Origin of the sequence: Proteus sp. LHD240705 (assembly GCF_047921555.1) — a bacterium.
GTDB lineage: Bacteria > Pseudomonadota > Gammaproteobacteria > Enterobacterales > Enterobacteriaceae > Proteus.
On the sequence record NZ_JBLRMI010000001.1, the window covers coordinates 418,053 to 434,706 of the forward strand.

Below are 16,654 nucleotides of genomic sequence, written 5' to 3' on the forward strand. Positions count from 1 at the left end.
AGTGACCTTTTTTATTACTTACTAAGAAATCGGTTTAAAATCTTATTTTAATACCGTACATCCCATTTTTTTGACTAACTCACCAGATTGAGATTTCACACCTTGAGCGCTTTCAGGTAATTGACTCCAGAGTGTTAGACCTGTACGTGCTTCCACTTCTGCCGCAGTTACTTGGAATTCACAGAAATTTGCTTTTTTCGGTGTTTGTTGATCCATAATAAACGCTGCATAAGAGGAGTTTTCAGGTGAATCATTTAGAAAAACCACTTTAAAATAAGCGCTTGGAATTGTGTGATCTTTATCTGTACTTGGCAATTTACCCATATCTCTTTCATAGATAGGACCAGTAACTGTAAAGACTTTATGACCTTCTTTTGCCAAATTACGCTCTTGATCTTCTAATCGCACCCACGCACCTTGGTTTAAATCTGCTTTTTGTGGTGTGATATTCGAAAGATAGTTAAGTGCATTCCAGCCAGGCAACGCAGCCAATGAAGCTAAAGGCGCCTGATGACCACGGTCAACTTTTAATGTGGCATTGGCATTTTTGTAATCCGTTGGCGATAAGGTTTCATCATTACCTAAAGCTGGGTCTTTTTTCCAGTTACGTGCTTTACCACTACCAATACTGTCTTTAGTCACTAAATAAGCAACCCAGTCCGCAAACTTGGTTTCGCTATTATTATTTAATGTATAAACATCACGTTGAATTGTGGTTTCACTGCCTCCTAATGGACAACCAATACCACAGTTTTCATCATTCATTGCACGCATTGAAGTATCACGCGCAACGGCAGATGGTTGTGTTTCAAGATCAGGCCCTACCATCGTCTCTGAATTGGCATAGCTAGTTGAAACCATAAGAAGTGATAAAATAATCGGGGTAATACGTTTCATATAAAATTCCTTTTTATAAAATGAAGAAAAACAAAAAAACTCGCCGAAGCGAGTTTTGATGTTTTAGATAAGAGAAAATCCATTCTTCTCTTTTAGTGAATTCTGGTAATAAACGATAAAGAAAAGCGCATCATTTTAATATTGATGTGCTTTTCAATGACTGAATACGACTCAGAATTTTGCTATAAAATATGGAGGGAATTTTCACAGCACTAAAATGCAAAAAGCCCCGCATAAGCGAGGCATTTATTCATTTAGTTGGTGAAATTCAAATTTTCCACCATGAGAATAATCATGGACTATATTTCCCATCTCGTCAATAAGTTTTCTTAAAAAGATTATTTGATGAATATTTTTTCTCTTATTGGCATCAAATTAGGAATTTTTTATCATTGACATCATGTCAATCGGTATAGCTGACCCAGCAATATCTATTGTCATTACTTAGCTCCTTTAACAAAAAGCGCCTATAAAGGCGCTTTTTAATGAAAAGAAGTAATTAACCACGCCCTTTCGGACGATTAAGAATATGATCTTCCCAATCTTCAACTTCCGTTTCTGGTACCGCAATATATCTTACGGAAATATTGCCTTGGTGCATTTTTGCTTTATTACCTGCAATAAGTGGATGCCAACTTTGTAACGTCTTACCCTCTGCTAACAGGCGATACGCACATGTCATTGGTAGCCACTCAAATGTTGGTAAATTATACCGTGTAAGTTTGATACAATCTGGCTCATAACGGAAACGATCTTCGTAATTACTGCATTGGCAAGTTTTAATATTTAGCTGATTACAAGCGACATTGGTAAAATATATCTCATCAGTATCGTCATCCATTAACTTGTGTAAACAACACTGTCCACACCCGTCACAGAGCGATTCCCACTCATCATCACTCATTTCATCTAATGTTTTAGTCTGCCAAAAAGCCTGTGTCATCTCTACGTTATTACCTTATTGCTCATCTAATACGAATTAAATAACCCGCGTTGTCAGCTGATGTTCATTAACACTTAATACCAACATATCGCCTGATTCTAGAGGACCAACACCTTCAGGTGTCCCCGTTAAAATCACATCACCAGGACGTAGGGTAAAAAAGCGAGACATATAGCTGATAAGGGGCAAAACAGGGGTTAGCATATCACGACTGTTACCCTGCTGACGAATCTCGTCATTAACACGTAACATTAAATCCGCATTTTGCGGGTCGCCAAATGAATTGACAGGGATAAAACCTGATAATGGTGCAGAGCCATCAAACGCTTTACTTTTTTCCCATGGTTGCCCTGCTTTTTTCAATTTACCTTGTAAGTCACGTAATGTGAGATCAAGACCAAGACCGAAACCCGCAATTGCACGATCAACCCTATCTTCGTTAGCTTGCTTAAGTGGCTGACCGATAAGTACCGCTAATTCAATTTCGTGATGAACCGCTCCCATATCTTTTGGGATAGCAATAGGTTGGCGAATATCACACATTGCTGTTTCTGGTTTGATAAAAATCACAGGCTCTTCTGAGCGAACGGACCCCATCTCTTTAATGTGATTTGCATAGTTACTGCCAACGCAAATCACTTTATTGACAGGAAAATCAAGTAACGCACCTTCCCAATCACGATGTTGATACATAATGTGTTCCTTTTAGGTAAATTGCTGTGTTTTATTTCACTATAAAAACGCGATTAGCTCGCGTTAGGTAGTGAATTTATTTTATTAGCAACGCCATCAGCCATTGTGACAATACTGAGGGCAAAAAAGTAAGAGCTGTTCCAATGCATAATCGTACGGAAGTTCTGTGTTACTAAATAGCTTCTGTGCAAATCATCATCAGGAATGATTAACCATACAGTCATAGCATCGTTCAATTGGCTATTTACAGGTAATTGAACACCCAACGCTTTCCATTGAGCGACCGTTTTTTTCTGTTCGGTCTTAATGCCTTCAAGCTGTTGGTTAAAATCTACCGATAAAGTAACCTGTTCTCCCCAAGGAAGTCCACTTTTCCAACCTTCAGTCGCTAAATAGTTAGCAGCCGAAGCAAATGCGTCTTCTTGAGTATTCCAAATATCGATTTTTCCATCACCATTGCCATCTGCGGCATAAGTTAGGAAGGAAGATGGCATAAACTGAGTTTGCCCCATAGCACCCGCCCAAGAGCCTTTGAGACGCTGTCCTTGAGGGATATGTCCTTCTTCAATAATCTCTAATGCTGCCATCAATTGACGAGCAAAAAGTTCTTCTCGACGGCCTTCAAACGCAAGCGTTGCAAGTGCAGAGACAACATCTTCTTTGCCTTGCACCTTACCAAAGCCACTCTCAAGTCCCCATAACGCAACAATATAGTTTGCAGGCACACCATATTTTTTGCTGATTTGTTCTAGGGTATCTTGATTCTCTTGATAAAGCTTAGCCCCTTGGTTTAAACGCCCATTGGTGACAATGCGCGGTAAATAAACATCGAGTGTGATTTTCTTTTCCGGTTGATTACGGTCTGATTTAATCACTCGTTCAATAAAATGTGCTTCTGAAAAAGCAAAATCTATTGTTTCTTGTTTATATCCCAATTGAGCTGCTTTCAATTTTAACGCTTCAACATAAGCAGGAAATTGTGCAGAAGTGCGAGTGTCTTTAGGAAACGCTTGTTCTAACGATGCAACATTCACTTGTTTCCATCGAGGCATTTTTTGTGCTTCAACTGCCTTTTCCTCTGGTGCAGTAATTTGCCTTTCAGCCAATTTTTGTTGGCTATGAGTACACGCAGATAACATTAAACCGGAAACAATCACAGCGATGAATGAATATTTGAACATTTATGCTCCTTTTATCTCGATGATTTATTCAGTTTTTTCTGATTTTTTTAATTCATCTAAATAAGCATTTAACATACTTTCGACAGGGGGTGGAACTTGTAAGTAAAAACCCTGCTCAACTAATGCTTTTTTGACTTTTTCAATGTCAGCATGCGCTAAACGCTGTCTATCCGCGAGATTAAGCAACATTGAAAATTGTGGTTCGCCAAAACTTTGTAATAATTCGTCCGGAATTCGAGAGAAATCATCCTTTTTTTCGATGTATAAATAAGTTTGATCACGTTTGGTACTACGGTAAATTGCACAAATCATTTTCATTAAACTCTAATTATTAAAATAAGCGACTTGCCTGAATATTTTAGTAAATATAACATGCTTATATACTTTCGTAATATCGTCTCTGGTTTTTTGTGCCAGATTATAAAAAATTTACTGAGTCAGATAGATGTCAAACACGCCCATTGAGTTAAAAGGCAGTAATTTTACCCTTTCAGTACTCCATTTAAACGATGGAACACCGAAAGTTATTCGTCAGGCTATTTCAGAAAAAATTGCACAAGCGCCTCAATTTCTGAAAAACGCACCTGTGGTTATCAATGTCTCTGCTTTGGCAGATGAAAATATTGATTTTAAAAAACTGAGGCGAATTGTAGAAGATGCTGGCTTACGAGTCGTGGGAATTAGTGGTAGTTCAAACGCTCAACAGAAAGAAGCGATAATTGCCGCACAGTTACCTATCTTAAATGAAGGTAAAATAGTTAAGCCAAGCACTCAGGCAAATAACGATAAAACGAATGAAGCACCGACAGTTGTTCGTCAAAAAACAAAAATCATCCATACACCTGTGCGTTCAGGTCAGCGTATTTATGCTCAAAATAGCGATTTAGTCGTTATCAGTAATGTAAGTGCAGGCGCTGAATTAATTGCTGATGGTAATGTTCATGTCTACGGTGTGTTACGTGGACGTGTGCTTGCAGGAGCATCGGGTGATCAAGAGAGTCATATTTTTTGTACACATCTGTCTGCTGAACTTGTTTCTATTGCTGGTCAATATTGGCTAAGCGACCAAATTCCTACAGACTTTGTTGGTAAATCAGTACAACTGAGTTTGCAAGAGAATGAATTAACAATCGAGAACTTAATTTAGAGCATCGACAAGGAATCACGCCATGGCACGCATTATTGTTGTTACGTCAGGTAAAGGTGGGGTTGGTAAAACAACTTCCAGCGCGGCCATTTCTACCGGCCTCGCTCAAAAAGGTCATAAGACGGTTGTTATCGACTTTGACATTGGGTTGCGTAATCTAGACCTTATCATGGGTTGTGAACGTAGAGTTGTTTATGATTTTGTTAATGTTATTCAGGGTGATGCTTCTTTAAATCAAGCATTGATTAAAGATAAGCGTACAGAAAATCTATTTATTCTCCCTGCTTCACAAACAAGAGATAAAGACGCGCTCACTCGTGATGGTGTCGAACAAGTATTAGATGAACTTGATGAAATGGGTTTTGATTTTATTATCTGTGACTCACCTGCGGGTATCGAAAGTGGCGCTTTGATGGCTCTTTATTTCGCAGATGAAGCTGTTATCACCACAAACCCTGAAGTGTCATCAGTACGTGACTCCGACCGTATTTTAGGCATTCTTGCCTCGAAATCACGTCGTGCTGAACGTGGTGAAGAACCAATTAAAGAACATCTGCTATTAACACGTTATAACCCCGGCCGTGTTAACCGTGGTGATATGTTAAGTATGGAAGATGTCCTTGAAATTCTATGCATTCCACTCTTGGGTGTTATTCCAGAAGATCAATCTGTTTTACGTTCATCTAACCAAGGTGAACCTGTTATTTTAGATAGCGAGTCTGATGCGGGTAAAGCCTATTCAGATACAGTAAATCGTTTGTTAGGTGAAGAACATCCATTCCGTTTTATTGAAGAAGAGAAAAAAGGCTTTCTGAAACGCCTTTTTGGGGGGTAAAAGATGGCTTTACTAGATTTTTTCCTGTCGCGTAAAAAGTCGACAGCTAATATTGCCAAGGAGCGTCTACAAATTATCGTAGCAGAACGCCGCCGTGGTGATAGCGAGCCAGCTTATTTACCTGATATGAAAAGAGATTTATTAGGTGTCATCTGCAAATATGTGCAGATAGATCCAGAGATGCTTTCAGTTCAATTTGAACAAAAAGGTGATGATATCTCTGTATTAGAGCTAAATGTGACTTTACCTGAGAGTGAAGAACCTACAAAGTAAATCATATTTTACGCTTTACATAAGTCATTATTCACAGAGCCAGCCATGAACTATAATTAATTTGATTGGCTCTGTGTTTAATTATATACAAATTGAATACACCTGAATGCGCAAATAGCGCTATATCTCGTTGCTATTTTGATCATTGGTGATAAGTCAAAGGAGTTTTTTTATTCCGTTATAACATTTATTTTACGCCCTGTTTATTTAGCTTATTAATCCGTATCACCTATTTTTTATAGGCGATTTTTTTGTGCGCAAAAAATAAGAGCCTCAAAAGAGACTCCTATTTATTGAACTAATGATACCGACTTCATTTCAAGTATTTGCTATTAGAAAATAAGCCGTTAACAAATTTAGGAATATTGTGCCAAAATTTCAGTGACTTTTTCTTCTAATAAGGCTTTACGCCAGCGTGAAGTAAGCTCAGGTTGCCCTTCTCTTATTTTCCAATGAACACTCAATAATTGATTTATTTGTCTTCTTGAGGCTAATAATTCAGGGTTATAACGCTTGTCTTCACTAATTTCTTGAATAACCGATTTGATTGCTTTAAACGCTTTTTTATAGTTTGGTTGTTCAATTAAATTGCCAATAGGCTCTGGGCAATCTTCATCTTTAATTTCTTTTGCCTTAGCAACAAAATCTAATAAGCGACGACCATGACAACGAATTTCTTGACCAGAAAGCGATAACGCATCTAATTCTGCTAGTGATGAAGGAAAATAACGAGCAACAGACCATAAATGTTCTTCTCTTACAACGAAGTTTAATGCCATATCACGAGATTTAGCTTGATTTAAACGCCACTGAGCAAGCATTTGTAAGCATGCTAGCTGTTGGCCTTTTAATTGCCATGCATTGCTAATATCACGATAGGCAAGCTCTGGTACAACCGTTTCTTGTCGACGTTCTGCAATCATGTTGCATTCATCTGCAATGGCATCCATATAGCCTGCTTCTTCAGCTTCTTTAATTAATTTTTCAGCTAAAGGTAGCAAATAGAAAACATCACCGCTGGCATATTGGCACTGTTTTTCAGTTAAAGGTCGCGCTAGCCAATCTGTTCGAGATTCACTTTTATCGAGTGCAACATTTTCATATTTCTCAACTAATGTCGCAAAACCACAAGAAATGGGATGACCTAAGAATGCAGCAACGACTTGAGTGTCAATCATAGGTGTTGGAACACAGCCAAACTGGTGAGAAAAGACTTCGAGATCTTCACTTCCCGCATGGAGAAACTTCATAATGTCTGAGTTTGTTAGTAGCTCAACAAAAGGAGCCCAATCCTTAATTGCTAACGGATCAATAAGAGAGATCTGCTTACCGTCATACATCTGGATCAAACCAAGATGTGGGTAATAGGTTCGTATGCGGACAAACTCTGTATCTAAAGCTATTTGTGAAGCCTCAGAAGCGGCTTTACAGGCGGTATCTAATGCAGTGTCTGTCGTAATCAATTGATAATTCAAAACAGGTTTCTCTTATTTTTATGTCTAATGACTTTTTTATGTAATCACAAAAACGCCGGTATAAACCGGCGAAATTGAAAAAGGTTATTGAGTGTTGTATCAAGATTCAGTTGAGGTTTTCAACTCTTTTTCTTCATTTCTTAACTCTCTGCGTAAAATTTTACCAACATTTGATTTTGGTAATTCATCGCGGAACTCAATAATTTTAGGTACTTTATAACCTGTTAGGTAACGACGACAGTGTGTTTTTATCTCATCTTCTGTTAATGATGGATCTTTTTTCACAATGAAAACTTTAACTGCTTCACCTGAGTTTTTACTCGGTACGCCAATTGCAGCTGATTCTAAAACCTTAGGATGCGCCGTGACAACTTCTTCGACTTCATTAGGATATACATTAAAGCCTGAAACTAAGATCATATCTTTTTTGCGATCAATGATACGAATAAAGCCTTCGTCATCCATTGTAGCAATATCACCAGTTGCAACCCAACCATCATGTAAAACTTCATCAGTTGCATCAGGACGATTCCAATAACCTTTCATTACTTGAGGACCACGAACCCACATTTCACCGCCTACAGTGCGGTCAACTTCGTTACCTTCATCATCCATAAACTTCACATCCGTTGAAGGTACAGGTAAGCCAATACTACCACTGTATTTTTTCAAATTATAAGGGTTACCAGTGACTAAAGGAGAACATTCAGTCAAACCATAACCTTCTAACAAATGTTTACCCGTTAACTCTTCCCACTCTTTAGCAACACTACTTTGAACGGGCATACCACCGCCAACAGAGAGGTTTAGTTTGGAAAAATCAAGCTGACGGAATTCTGGATTTTGTAACCAAGCATTAAATAAAGTATTTACGCCAGTAATTGCCGTGACAGGGTAACGTCCTAGCTCTTTAATTGTGCCTTTCACATCACGAGGGTTGGTAATAAGTAAATTTTTACCACCAATTTCAATAAAGAGCAGACAGTTTACGGTTAAAGCAAAAACGTGATATAGCGGTAACGCTGTAACCACCAGCTCTTTACCTACATTTAGTGCAGGTACATAAGCCGCTTTTGCTTGCTCAAGATTTGCCAACATATTGCGGTGCGTTAACATAGCACCTTTAGCAATACCTGTTGTTCCCCCTGTGTATTGCAAGAAAGCTAGGTCACTTCCTGTAATTTCAGGTTTGATATATTGCATACGATAACCAAAATGCATTGCTCTACGGAATGAAATGGCATCAGGCAAGTTATATTTAGGCACTAATCGTTTGATATATTTAACAACAAAGTCGACTAATGTTGCTTTAGGACGAGATAGCTGATCACCCATTCGGGTTAAAATAACGTGTTTAATACTGGTATTAAATACGATTTTTTCGAGCGTATGCGCAAAGTTAGAGACTATTACAATGGCATTTGCACCACTGTCATTTAATTGATGTTCAAGTTCTCTTGGTGTGTAAAGTGGGTTTACGTTTACGACAACCATGCCTGCACGAAGAATACCGAAAAGCGCGATAGGATATTGCAGTAAATTAGGCATCATTAAGGCAACACGATCACCTTTTTTTAATCCTAAGCCGTTTTGCAAGTATGCTGCAAAAGCACGGCTACGCTCTTCAAGTTTGCGATAAGTCATGACCTCGCCCATATTGATAAAGGCGGGTTGATCTGCGTAATTTGCGACAGCGTTTTCAAGCATCTCAGCAAGGGATGCAAAACGGTCCGGGTCAATTTCAGCCGGAACATCTGCCGGATAACGTTTAAGCCAGACTTTTTCCAAAGTAGTACTCCTGATTAATCGCACTTCTTGGGTTAATATTATGTTTCATTTTTAACAAAGTATTAACTCATCCTACCAGCACAAACAATTTTCTGTTGTGAAGATGCGAAGTGTGTCACTAAATATTTTATTTTTAGATTAACAAAAAAGAAGGCGGTCAAAACCGCCCTCTCTTTTATTTTTATTCAACTTTAATAACTCTATTAGATAGTTACCTAATATATTATAGATATTGATTATACACCGTTTCTCACAAATGGAGATAAAATATTATTTTGTCATGGAATCTAATACCCATTTTTTATTCTAAAACGGGCACAACCTGACCGGTTCCATATGGATATCCACCGTAACCGCCATATCCATGATGATAACCCCAATATGGGCCATCTCCATAATATCCCCATGTCATAACAGGTGCTGGCATAATGACTTGTTGTGTCAGCGTCCAACGTTTCATGCCCGTCACATCAATACGTAAAAATGGATAACTCGCTTCACCGACTTTGCCAGTTTCAACACCTTTAATAGTACCAACTACTGTTACATACTGATTTTTATAATCGGTAGGATCTAAGAAATGCATAACATTCGCATAGAGACGACCAATAGAAGGCTGTTGCAATTCGGGCGCAGCATCATATTGAGAAAGAGGCATAACAGCAATTTCTAGCTGTGTTGATGATTGAAGATTTTTAACATCAATCACACGTCCACCAAAACGCCCTTCTTGGCCAATATAAAGCTCAGGTGCAACAAAAACTCCATTTAAATCAGTAACAGGCGTTGCTGATGTACCTTTTATTGATTCAGGTATAGAGACGCATCCCGCCAGAAACAAAGCACCAGATAGAAATAGCGCTTTGCTTACCAAACGGTAGTTTAATTGTCTGTTCATAAACCACCTCATTGCAAGTCATTATTGACGTTACTCTATAGTACTATTATAGCTTTACTCTTCGATTTCTAATAGATACTCACAAATCTATTCACGACCGGGCAATTTTTTCCACGTCACTTCATTACGTAAATACACAGGCTCAGCGTCTTCAACTTTGGTTGCTTTACCTTCATGCCAAGCGGTTACAGCAAGGGGTAACATATCTTGTGCAGCAGGTAATGTAATCTCAGTTTCAACAACAGTGAAAGACAACGCTTTTTTTAAATCAGGATAAGCTTGCCAGCCTGTACCTGCCATTGCCCATGTTCCTGTTGTTGATTGTAATGCTTCAATAAACTGCTCAGGTTTCATCACCGCTTCAGTGTCTTCCCCCACCCAAGCACCTGCATCATTACGCTGATATTGAGCGCAATAGATTTCACCCATACGCGCATCGATTGCCACGAGAACTTGTTTAATACCCGTTGTTCTAAAGACACCTTCAGCCATTGTGGCAAGTGATGAAATACCAATCATGGGCAACTCAGCACCTAACGCAATACCTTGTGCAACACCAACACCAATACGAACGCCAGTAAAGCTCCCTGGGCCTCGTCCAAAAGCAAGTGCATCTAATGATTGCAATGTGATGTTTGCTTCTTCTAAGGCGCTTTTCACCATAGGTAAAATCTTTTGTGTATGTTCACGAGGTGAGATTTCAAAACGTGAAGCAACAACGCCTTCATTCCAAACTGCAACTGAACAAGATTCTGTTGCAGTATCAATTGCTAAAATTCGCAGTGACACGCCATAACTCCGGCAAATTCGATAATTAAAAGAGGAATAATAATATCATAATAGTGTTCAACAGAATAAACACACATTCTGTGCGATCGCTATTATGAATCCGATATTTCTTGTATTTCATTCTGCTGTGCGCGTTGGCTCAAAAATTTCATTGTTTTTTCGAGTGAACGCGTTCGTGGTGATGGTGGCAGACTACTTAAAAAAACCTCGCCATATGCACGAGAAACCAATCTATCATCACAAACTATAATTGCACCATAATCGTGTACATCACGAATTAATCGCCCGACACCTTGTTTTAAACTAATAACAGCATCAGGAATTTGGACATCTTTAAAGGCATCTCCGCCCCGCAACTCACAATCTTCAATACGTGCTCTTAATAAAGGATCATCAGGTGCTGTAAAGGGTAATTTATCAATAATCACACAAGACAATGTATCTCCACGCACATCAACACCTTCCCAAAAACTTTGAGTCGCCACTAAAAGCGCATTTCCTGATGAGATAAATTTTTGCAGTAATTGCGTTTTACTCATCTCTCCTTGCATCAATACGGGTAATGGCAAACTGGCTTTGAATTCTTCGGCAAGTCCACGCATCATGGCATGTGAAGTACAGAGGAAAAAACAGCGACCTTGGTTTTTTAAAATAACAGGCGTGAGCATAGTGGCTAAACGTTTCGCCGTATAAGATTGATTTAATGGTGGCAAATAACGTGGTACACAGAGTAATGTTTGATGTTGATAATCAAACGGACTGTTTAAAATCAGTGTTGTCGCATTTTCTAAACCGAGCCTGTCTGTGTAATAAGACATCTGTTCATTTACAGAAAGTGTTGCAGAGGTAAACACCCAACTACTTTTATGTGATTTGATAAGCTCACGAAATTTATCGGCCACAGAAAGTGGCGTAATGGCCAGTAAAAAATGGCGACCATAACTTTCAAACCAGTAGCTATAACCCGGAATTGTGGTATCAATCAGGCGTTTTAAGCGATTGCGATAAACGGTGGCGCGTTCAAAAGCACTATCAAGTAATTGGCTTCGCCCTAACGAAAGTTTCATTACGTCATAGCTCAGTTCTAAGGCATCATCCAGTAACGTAAGAAAACGTTTTGTTTCACCACCTTGCAATAGCTCACGTAAATTTCCACGATACCCCGTATCACCTAACGCTAAGCGAAAATCCATCACCATTTGTGTTAATCTATCAGCGCTTTTTTGCAACTGAACTTGATCACGGACTTCTGTGCGATAAGCAACTGTCATGTCTCTGGCGAGATCAAAAAGCTGTCTACTGGTAAGTTGTTGACCAAAATAGTGACTAGCGATATCTGGAATTTGATGGGCTTCATCAAAGATCATAATTTCAGCTTCCGGAATTAGCTCACCAAAACCAGTATCTTTAACGACCGTATCCGCCATAAATAAATGGTGATTAACCACCACAATATCCGCATCCATTGCTTTTTTACGTGCACTTAAAACATAACACTCTTTATAGCGAGGGCAATCACTGCCTAAACAGTTATCGTTAGTACTTGTGACTAAAGGCCAAACACGACTGTCTTCAGCCACGCTATGACAACGGCTCACATCACCATCTTCTGTCTGCGTTGACCATTGACGCACATACATTACATCAGACAAAACTTCGGCCTCGAGATCACCACCACTCAGCATTTGCTGATCAAGTCTTTCCAAGCAGAGATAGTTAGAACGCCCTTTTAATAACGCCGTATTACCATCATAATTAATCGCTTCAATGATCGTGGGTAAATCTCGACTATATAATTGATCTTGCAAGGCTTTAGAGCCTGTTGAGATAATCGTTTTTTTACCCGAACGCAACGCGGGCACAAGATAAGCATACGTTTTTCCTGTCCCTGTACCCGCTTCAGCGATAAGTACACCTTGCTTATCAATAATTTCCTCTATTGATTTCGCCATTTGTCGTTGAGCTTCACGGGGATGAAATCCTGGAATAGTTCGGGTTAAAATCCCGTTTTCTGCAAAATCGTCTGACACAGGCATACTCTTTTTATAAAATAAGACGTAAATTATGCCAGTGGATAACCAAAAGTACCACCTATGCCGTTAATACAAAGGAGAACTCATAATGACAATTAAACGTATCGACCCTGAAGATCGCTGGTCTGAAGCTGTTATTCATAACGACACAATTTATTACACTGCGGTGCCAGAAAATTTATCGGGCGATATTATTGAACAAACAGCAAACACATTAGCGGCAATTGACGTTTTGTTACAACGTTTAGGTTCTGATAAAACTAAAATTCTTGATGCAACAATTTTTTTAGCTAATAAAGAGGATTTTGCAGGAATGAATCAAGCGTGGGATGCATGGGTTGCCAAAGGTAGCGCACCAGTGCGTTGTACTGTACAAGCACAATTAATGCACCCTGAATATAAAGTTGAAATTAAGATTATTGCGGCTATGTAAATAGGTATTATTTATTGACCTGTTACGTTTATATAAAAAAGCTGAATTCATAAGAACTCAGCTTTTTAATGTCACTTATTGCTGTAATAATTAGATTTTTTGTTTTATCAATATCTCATTTATTAAGTTAATTAGATTTAGGGAAATTTAATCATTACCATACCAACCAGTAATAATATAATTCCACCCCATCCTTTATAATTGAGTCGTTGATTAAATAAGATCCAACCCGCGGCAATGGTTGCAATAATTCCGAATGCTCCCCAAAGTGCATAAGCAACAGAAAGCTCTATCCCTTTGACTGCCATTGCCAGTGCACTAAAGGCACCTAATACACAAAACAGTGATAATATTCCTAATCCCATTCGGCTAAAACCGTTAGACATTTTTAAGAATATATTCGCGACAATCTCGAGCACTACGGCAAGTATCAGAAACGCACCATGCCACCATTCAAATTGAGCTAACATAATTAAGCCTCCTTGATATTGGCAGGAATTGGCTTATTCGCTCCTTTTACAGCACTGGCAACGTGCTTGGCTTTACCGGCAATACTTTTTACCGATTCTGTTGTTTTCTTAGCAACAGCCGATTTTTTAGTACCTGATTTTATAAGCGTGATCCCTGCAATTAACATTGCTAGACCACCTAATTTTAATGGTGAAAGTGATTCACCAAACCACAGAACGCTGAATGTCGTAATAATGACAATTCCAATACCTTCCCACAGTGCATATGCTACACCTAATGCCACTTTTTTAACGGCTATGGCTAAAAAGATATAGGAAGTGGCAATCATTAACCACATCACTATCATACCGGTGTAACCACCGCTTACACTGGCGTACTTCATCGATAAAGTACCGATAACTTCACAAACAATAGCTAATGCTAAAAATATCCAATAAATCATTTTTTCATCTCTCATACACATTTGAAATACGCCGAAACGTTTCTTGCGCAGAAGATAGAGAATATGTAGATAGTCTTTCTGGCGGCAATAGTAGCCAAACGTTAAGGCAACGTCATTTCCTGATAACTCAGGAATTAAGATGAGAGATTTCTATAATGCGCCACACCAGTAGTGTTCGCTGGATAAAATAGCAGAAAGGAATAACTTATAGGTAGAACGTTTAACTTTGACGCTTTTGGCGCTAGTCATGATTATTTATTCTTTCATCGCACAGACCATCCGCACGATATACTCCGAACCCTCATATAAGATGGTTAAATGTTACATGATATTTCTATCACGCCAAATTATTTAAAGCAATGCTTTTGAGGAAAATTTTTTAGTTAATTGGTTGGTTTTGTTTAAGTTTTAATTTCCAACTTAAATTAGATTGCATAGTTAATCAGTAGTTTTACGATCCTTCAGCGGTTTTATTCATCTAAAGCGCTGTATCTATGCTTAGAGGTAAAAAATACCCAGCAAAGCTGGGTATCTTAATCGTCGAATAAACAATAAAGACATTATTGATTATTCAATTTCATTCCAAGAACGACCATCACGAGTGATCATTGCAACAGATGCAACAGGCCCCCATGTACCAGCTTGATAGGGTTTAGGTAGCTCATTATCGCATTCCCATGCATTGATAATTGAATCAACCCATTTCCATGCTTCTTCCACTTCGTCACGACGCACGAATAGCGCTTGAATGCCACGCATGGCTTCTAACAATAAACGCTCATAAGCATCCGCTAAATGCGTTTGGTTGAATGTTTCAGAGAAACTCAAGTCCAGCTTAGTTGTTTGTAAACGGTGTTTATGATCAAGACCAGGTGCTTTGTTTAGCACTTCAATATCGATACCTTCATCTGGCTGTAAACGGATAGTCAGCTTATTTTGAGGTAACTCTTGATAAGTCTCACTGAAAATATTCAGCGCAGGCTTTTTAAAATAAACCACAACTTCTGAACATTTACTTGGTAGGCGTTTACCTGTTCTTAAATAGAACGGAACACCTGCCCAACGCCAGTTATCGATATCAGCGCGGATTGCCACAAATGTTTCTGTATTGCTGGTTTTATTGGCACCTTCTTCATCAAGATAACCAGGTACTTTTTTACCTTGTACAAAACCACCCGTATATTGTCCACGAACTGTTTTTTCGCGAATATTTGTGTTATCAATACGACGCAGTGAACGTAAAACTTTCACTTTTTCTTGACGAATACTGTCAGCTGTTAAGTCAGCTGGCGGTGACATTGCAATCATAGTCAGGATTTGTAATAGGTGATTTTGCACCATATCTCGCATTTGACCTGCTTGATCGAAGTATCCCCAACGCCCTTCAATGCCCACTTCTTCTGCAACCGTAATTTGGACATGATCAATCGTTTTATTGTCCCAGTTGTTAACAAACAGTGAGTTTGCAAAGCGCAATGCTAATAGGTTTAAAACGGTTTCTTTACCTAAATAGTGGTCAATACGATAAATTTGAGTCTCTTTAAAGTATTTCGCCACGCTATCGTTAATAGAAACAGAAGACGCTAAATCTGTCCCTAATGGTTTTTCCATTACGACACGATTAGGCTCTTTATTTAATTTTGCATGACCTAGTCCCTGACACATCGCGCTAAAGGTACTTGGAGGCATAGCAAAATAATAGATAGCGGGTAATTTATCTTGTTTTAGATGCTTTGATAACTCAATGAAATGGTCGGTTTCATTAACATCAAGATTACAAAAATCTAAGCGATCACTTAAACGCTGCCAAATTTCAGGGTTAATTTCTTCTTTTAAAAAGGTTTTTAACGCTTCATGAGCGACATTTTTATATGCCTCAACATCCCAATCAGCACGACCGACACCAATAATGCGAGAGTCAGGGTGAATATATCCTGCTTTCTCCAATTGATATAATGATGGAATGAGCTTACGGCGTGCTAGATCCCCTTTCGTACCGAAGATAACCAGATCACAGGCCTGAGCAGTCGATATCGCTGCCATAGAACGTCTCCTCATGATGAGATTTTGTAATTTTGTTACAGAATTTTGTATTAATGTACTCTTTTGGATGTATTCAGTAAATACACTTGCACATATTAGTCTTTAACTTACCATACATATTGTAATGCTTCATTTTATGCCTAGCGTTTTATCCTTTCTTGTAACTTTACAACAGTTTTGTTTCTTGTTTTCAGCTTTGAAAGTTAGACACACGTCATACTTTAACGAAAAAAGCCCTGTTTACCGATGGTTTACACTGCAAGCCTTGTTCTTTGCGTAGTATATTTTCATAAAACCGTTATAGATTTCTCCT

Annotated in this window: 17 protein-coding genes; 4 read left to right on the forward strand and 13 right to left on the reverse strand. The window is 38.6% G+C overall.

Annotation, left to right across the window (positions count from 1 at the left end):
• Window positions 1-42 precede the first annotated feature (42 nt).
• The 5 genes from ACNART_RS01955 to ACNART_RS01975 all read right to left on the reverse strand — a co-directional run bounded on the left by ACNART_RS01955 (window position 43) and on the right by ACNART_RS01975 (window position 4,026).
• Window positions 43-774: a DNA/RNA non-specific endonuclease gene (locus ACNART_RS01955; protein ID WP_232797488.1), complete on the reverse strand. Its 732-nt coding sequence runs from the start codon at window positions 772-774 to the stop codon at window positions 43-45.
• Window positions 775-1,396: 622 nt separating this feature from the next.
• Entirely contained in the window at window positions 1,397-1,840 is a 444-nt protein-coding gene (locus tag ACNART_RS01960) for a YcgN family cysteine cluster protein (protein WP_088495473.1), read from the reverse strand.
• A 36-nt stretch (window positions 1,841-1,876) separates the two neighbouring features.
• Window positions 1,877-2,533 carry a fumarylacetoacetate hydrolase family protein gene (locus tag ACNART_RS01965; RefSeq protein ID WP_100159367.1) on the reverse strand — a complete coding sequence of 219 codons (657 nt, stop codon included), beginning with the start codon at window positions 2,531-2,533 and terminating at the stop codon, window positions 1,877-1,879.
• A gap of 53 nt (window positions 2,534-2,586) precedes the next feature.
• Window positions 2,587-3,714, reverse strand: coding sequence for a lytic murein transglycosylase (locus ACNART_RS01970; protein WP_198625669.1), 1,128 nt, complete (start codon window positions 3,712-3,714; stop codon window positions 2,587-2,589).
• Window positions 3,715-3,738: 24 nt separating this feature from the next.
• Window positions 3,739-4,026, reverse strand: coding sequence for a YcgL domain-containing protein (locus ACNART_RS01975; protein ID WP_069369136.1), 288 nt, complete (start codon window positions 4,024-4,026; stop codon window positions 3,739-3,741).
• A gap of 133 nt (window positions 4,027-4,159) precedes the next feature.
• Here ACNART_RS01975 and minC point away from each other — a divergent pair, with 133 nt between their 5' ends.
• Genes minC through minE form a run of 3 tightly spaced genes read left to right on the forward strand, consistent with a single transcriptional unit; the run spans window position 4,160 to window position 5,969 of the window.
• Window positions 4,160-4,861, forward strand: coding sequence for a septum site-determining protein MinC (minC, locus tag ACNART_RS01980; protein WP_109372250.1), 702 nt, complete (start codon window positions 4,160-4,162; stop codon window positions 4,859-4,861).
• Window positions 4,862-4,883: 22 nt separating this feature from the next.
• On the forward strand, window positions 4,884-5,696 hold the full coding sequence (gene minD, locus ACNART_RS01985) for a septum site-determining protein MinD (RefSeq protein WP_109372249.1): 813 nt from the start codon (window positions 4,884-4,886) through the stop codon (window positions 5,694-5,696).
• 3 nt (window positions 5,697-5,699) lie between these two features.
• Window positions 5,700-5,969 carry a cell division topological specificity factor MinE gene (minE, locus tag ACNART_RS01990; protein ID WP_023582089.1) on the forward strand — a complete coding sequence of 90 codons (270 nt, stop codon included), beginning with the start codon at window positions 5,700-5,702 and terminating at the stop codon, window positions 5,967-5,969.
• Window positions 5,970-6,325: 356 nt separating this feature from the next.
• Here minE and rnd read toward each other — a convergent pair whose 3' ends face one another.
• The 5 genes from rnd to ACNART_RS02015 all read right to left on the reverse strand — a co-directional run bounded on the left by rnd (window position 6,326) and on the right by ACNART_RS02015 (window position 12,955).
• Window positions 6,326-7,444 (reverse strand): ribonuclease D, encoded by a 1,119-nt coding sequence (gene rnd / locus ACNART_RS01995; RefSeq protein ID WP_198619999.1) that lies wholly within the window; start codon window positions 7,442-7,444, stop codon window positions 6,326-6,328.
• Between the two features lie 99 nt (window positions 7,445-7,543).
• Window positions 7,544-9,232 carry a long-chain-fatty-acid--CoA ligase FadD gene (gene fadD, locus ACNART_RS02000; protein ID WP_109372247.1) on the reverse strand — a complete coding sequence of 563 codons (1,689 nt, stop codon included), beginning with the start codon at window positions 9,230-9,232 and terminating at the stop codon, window positions 7,544-7,546.
• Between the two features lie 301 nt (window positions 9,233-9,533).
• Window positions 9,534-10,130 carry a Slp family lipoprotein gene (locus ACNART_RS02005; RefSeq protein ID WP_198619998.1) on the reverse strand — a complete coding sequence of 199 codons (597 nt, stop codon included), beginning with the start codon at window positions 10,128-10,130 and terminating at the stop codon, window positions 9,534-9,536.
• An 87-nt stretch (window positions 10,131-10,217) separates the two neighbouring features.
• Window positions 10,218-10,919 (reverse strand): tRNA (adenosine(37)-N6)-threonylcarbamoyltransferase complex dimerization subunit type 1 TsaB, encoded by a 702-nt coding sequence (tsaB, locus tag ACNART_RS02010; protein ID WP_109372245.1) that lies wholly within the window; start codon window positions 10,917-10,919, stop codon window positions 10,218-10,220.
• Window positions 10,920-11,011: 92 nt separating this feature from the next.
• On the reverse strand, window positions 11,012-12,955 hold the full coding sequence (locus ACNART_RS02015; protein ID WP_368926649.1) for an ATP-dependent DNA helicase: 1,944 nt from the start codon (window positions 12,953-12,955) through the stop codon (window positions 11,012-11,014).
• 85 nt (window positions 12,956-13,040) lie between these two features.
• Between ACNART_RS02015 and ACNART_RS02020 the strand changes: the two genes are divergently transcribed.
• A complete protein-coding gene (locus tag ACNART_RS02020) occupies window positions 13,041-13,385 on the forward strand; it encodes a RidA family protein (protein WP_198632166.1) in 345 nt (114 codons plus the stop codon).
• Between the two features lie 137 nt (window positions 13,386-13,522).
• On the opposite strand, the gene mdtI is transcribed toward ACNART_RS02020, so the two are convergent.
• The 3 genes from mdtI to zwf form a co-directional block, all read right to left on the reverse strand.
• Complete coding sequence (mdtI, locus tag ACNART_RS02025) at window positions 13,523-13,855, reverse strand: multidrug/spermidine efflux SMR transporter subunit MdtI (RefSeq protein WP_416303426.1); 333 nt, start codon at window positions 13,853-13,855, stop codon at window positions 13,523-13,525.
• Between the two features lie 2 nt (window positions 13,856-13,857).
• Window positions 13,858-14,298 carry a multidrug/spermidine efflux SMR transporter subunit MdtJ gene (mdtJ, locus tag ACNART_RS02030; RefSeq protein ID WP_075671146.1) on the reverse strand — a complete coding sequence of 147 codons (441 nt, stop codon included), beginning with the start codon at window positions 14,296-14,298 and terminating at the stop codon, window positions 13,858-13,860.
• Window positions 14,299-14,865: 567 nt separating this feature from the next.
• On the reverse strand, window positions 14,866-16,341 hold the full coding sequence (gene zwf / locus ACNART_RS02035; RefSeq protein ID WP_088495462.1) for a glucose-6-phosphate dehydrogenase: 1,476 nt from the start codon (window positions 16,339-16,341) through the stop codon (window positions 14,866-14,868).
• Window positions 16,342-16,654: the final 313 nt, after the last annotated feature.

What these genes read in the sequence shown, in the direction of transcription:
- ACNART_RS01970 (WP_198625669.1), bottom strand. Translation starts at nt 3,714, where the DNA reads ATGTTCAAATATTCATTCATCGCTGTGATTGTTTCCGGTTTAATGTTA.
- ACNART_RS01965 (WP_100159367.1), bottom strand. Translation starts at nt 2,533, where the DNA reads ATGTATCAACATCGTGATTGGGAAGGTGCGTTACTTGATTTTCCTGTC.
- minC (WP_109372250.1), top strand. Translation starts at nt 4,160, where the DNA reads ATGTCAAACACGCCCATTGAGTTAAAAGGCAGTAATTTTACCCTTTCA.
- ACNART_RS02005 (WP_198619998.1), bottom strand. Translation starts at nt 10,130, where the DNA reads ATGAACAGACAATTAAACTACCGTTTGGTAAGCAAAGCGCTATTTCTA.
- ACNART_RS02020 (WP_198632166.1), top strand. Translation starts at nt 13,041, where the DNA reads ATGACAATTAAACGTATCGACCCTGAAGATCGCTGGTCTGAAGCTGTT.
- mdtJ (WP_075671146.1), bottom strand. Translation starts at nt 14,298, where the DNA reads ATGATTTATTGGATATTTTTAGCATTAGCTATTGTTTGTGAAGTTATC.
- ACNART_RS01955 (WP_232797488.1), bottom strand. Translation starts at nt 774, where the DNA reads ATGCGTGCAATGAATGATGAAAACTGTGGTATTGGTTGTCCATTAGGA.
- minE (WP_023582089.1), top strand. Translation starts at nt 5,700, where the DNA reads ATGGCTTTACTAGATTTTTTCCTGTCGCGTAAAAAGTCGACAGCTAAT.
- zwf (WP_088495462.1), bottom strand. Translation starts at nt 16,341, where the DNA reads ATGGCAGCGATATCGACTGCTCAGGCCTGTGATCTGGTTATCTTCGGT.
- ACNART_RS01975 (WP_069369136.1), bottom strand. Translation starts at nt 4,026, where the DNA reads ATGATTTGTGCAATTTACCGTAGTACCAAACGTGATCAAACTTATTTA.
- ACNART_RS01960 (WP_088495473.1), bottom strand. Translation starts at nt 1,840, where the DNA reads ATGACACAGGCTTTTTGGCAGACTAAAACATTAGATGAAATGAGTGAT.
- mdtI (WP_416303426.1), bottom strand. Translation starts at nt 13,855, where the DNA reads ATGTTAGCTCAATTTGAATGGTGGCATGGTGCGTTTCTGATACTTGCC.
- ACNART_RS02015 (WP_368926649.1), bottom strand. Translation starts at nt 12,955, where the DNA reads ATGCCTGTGTCAGACGATTTTGCAGAAAACGGGATTTTAACCCGAACT.
- minD (WP_109372249.1), top strand. Translation starts at nt 4,884, where the DNA reads ATGGCACGCATTATTGTTGTTACGTCAGGTAAAGGTGGGGTTGGTAAA.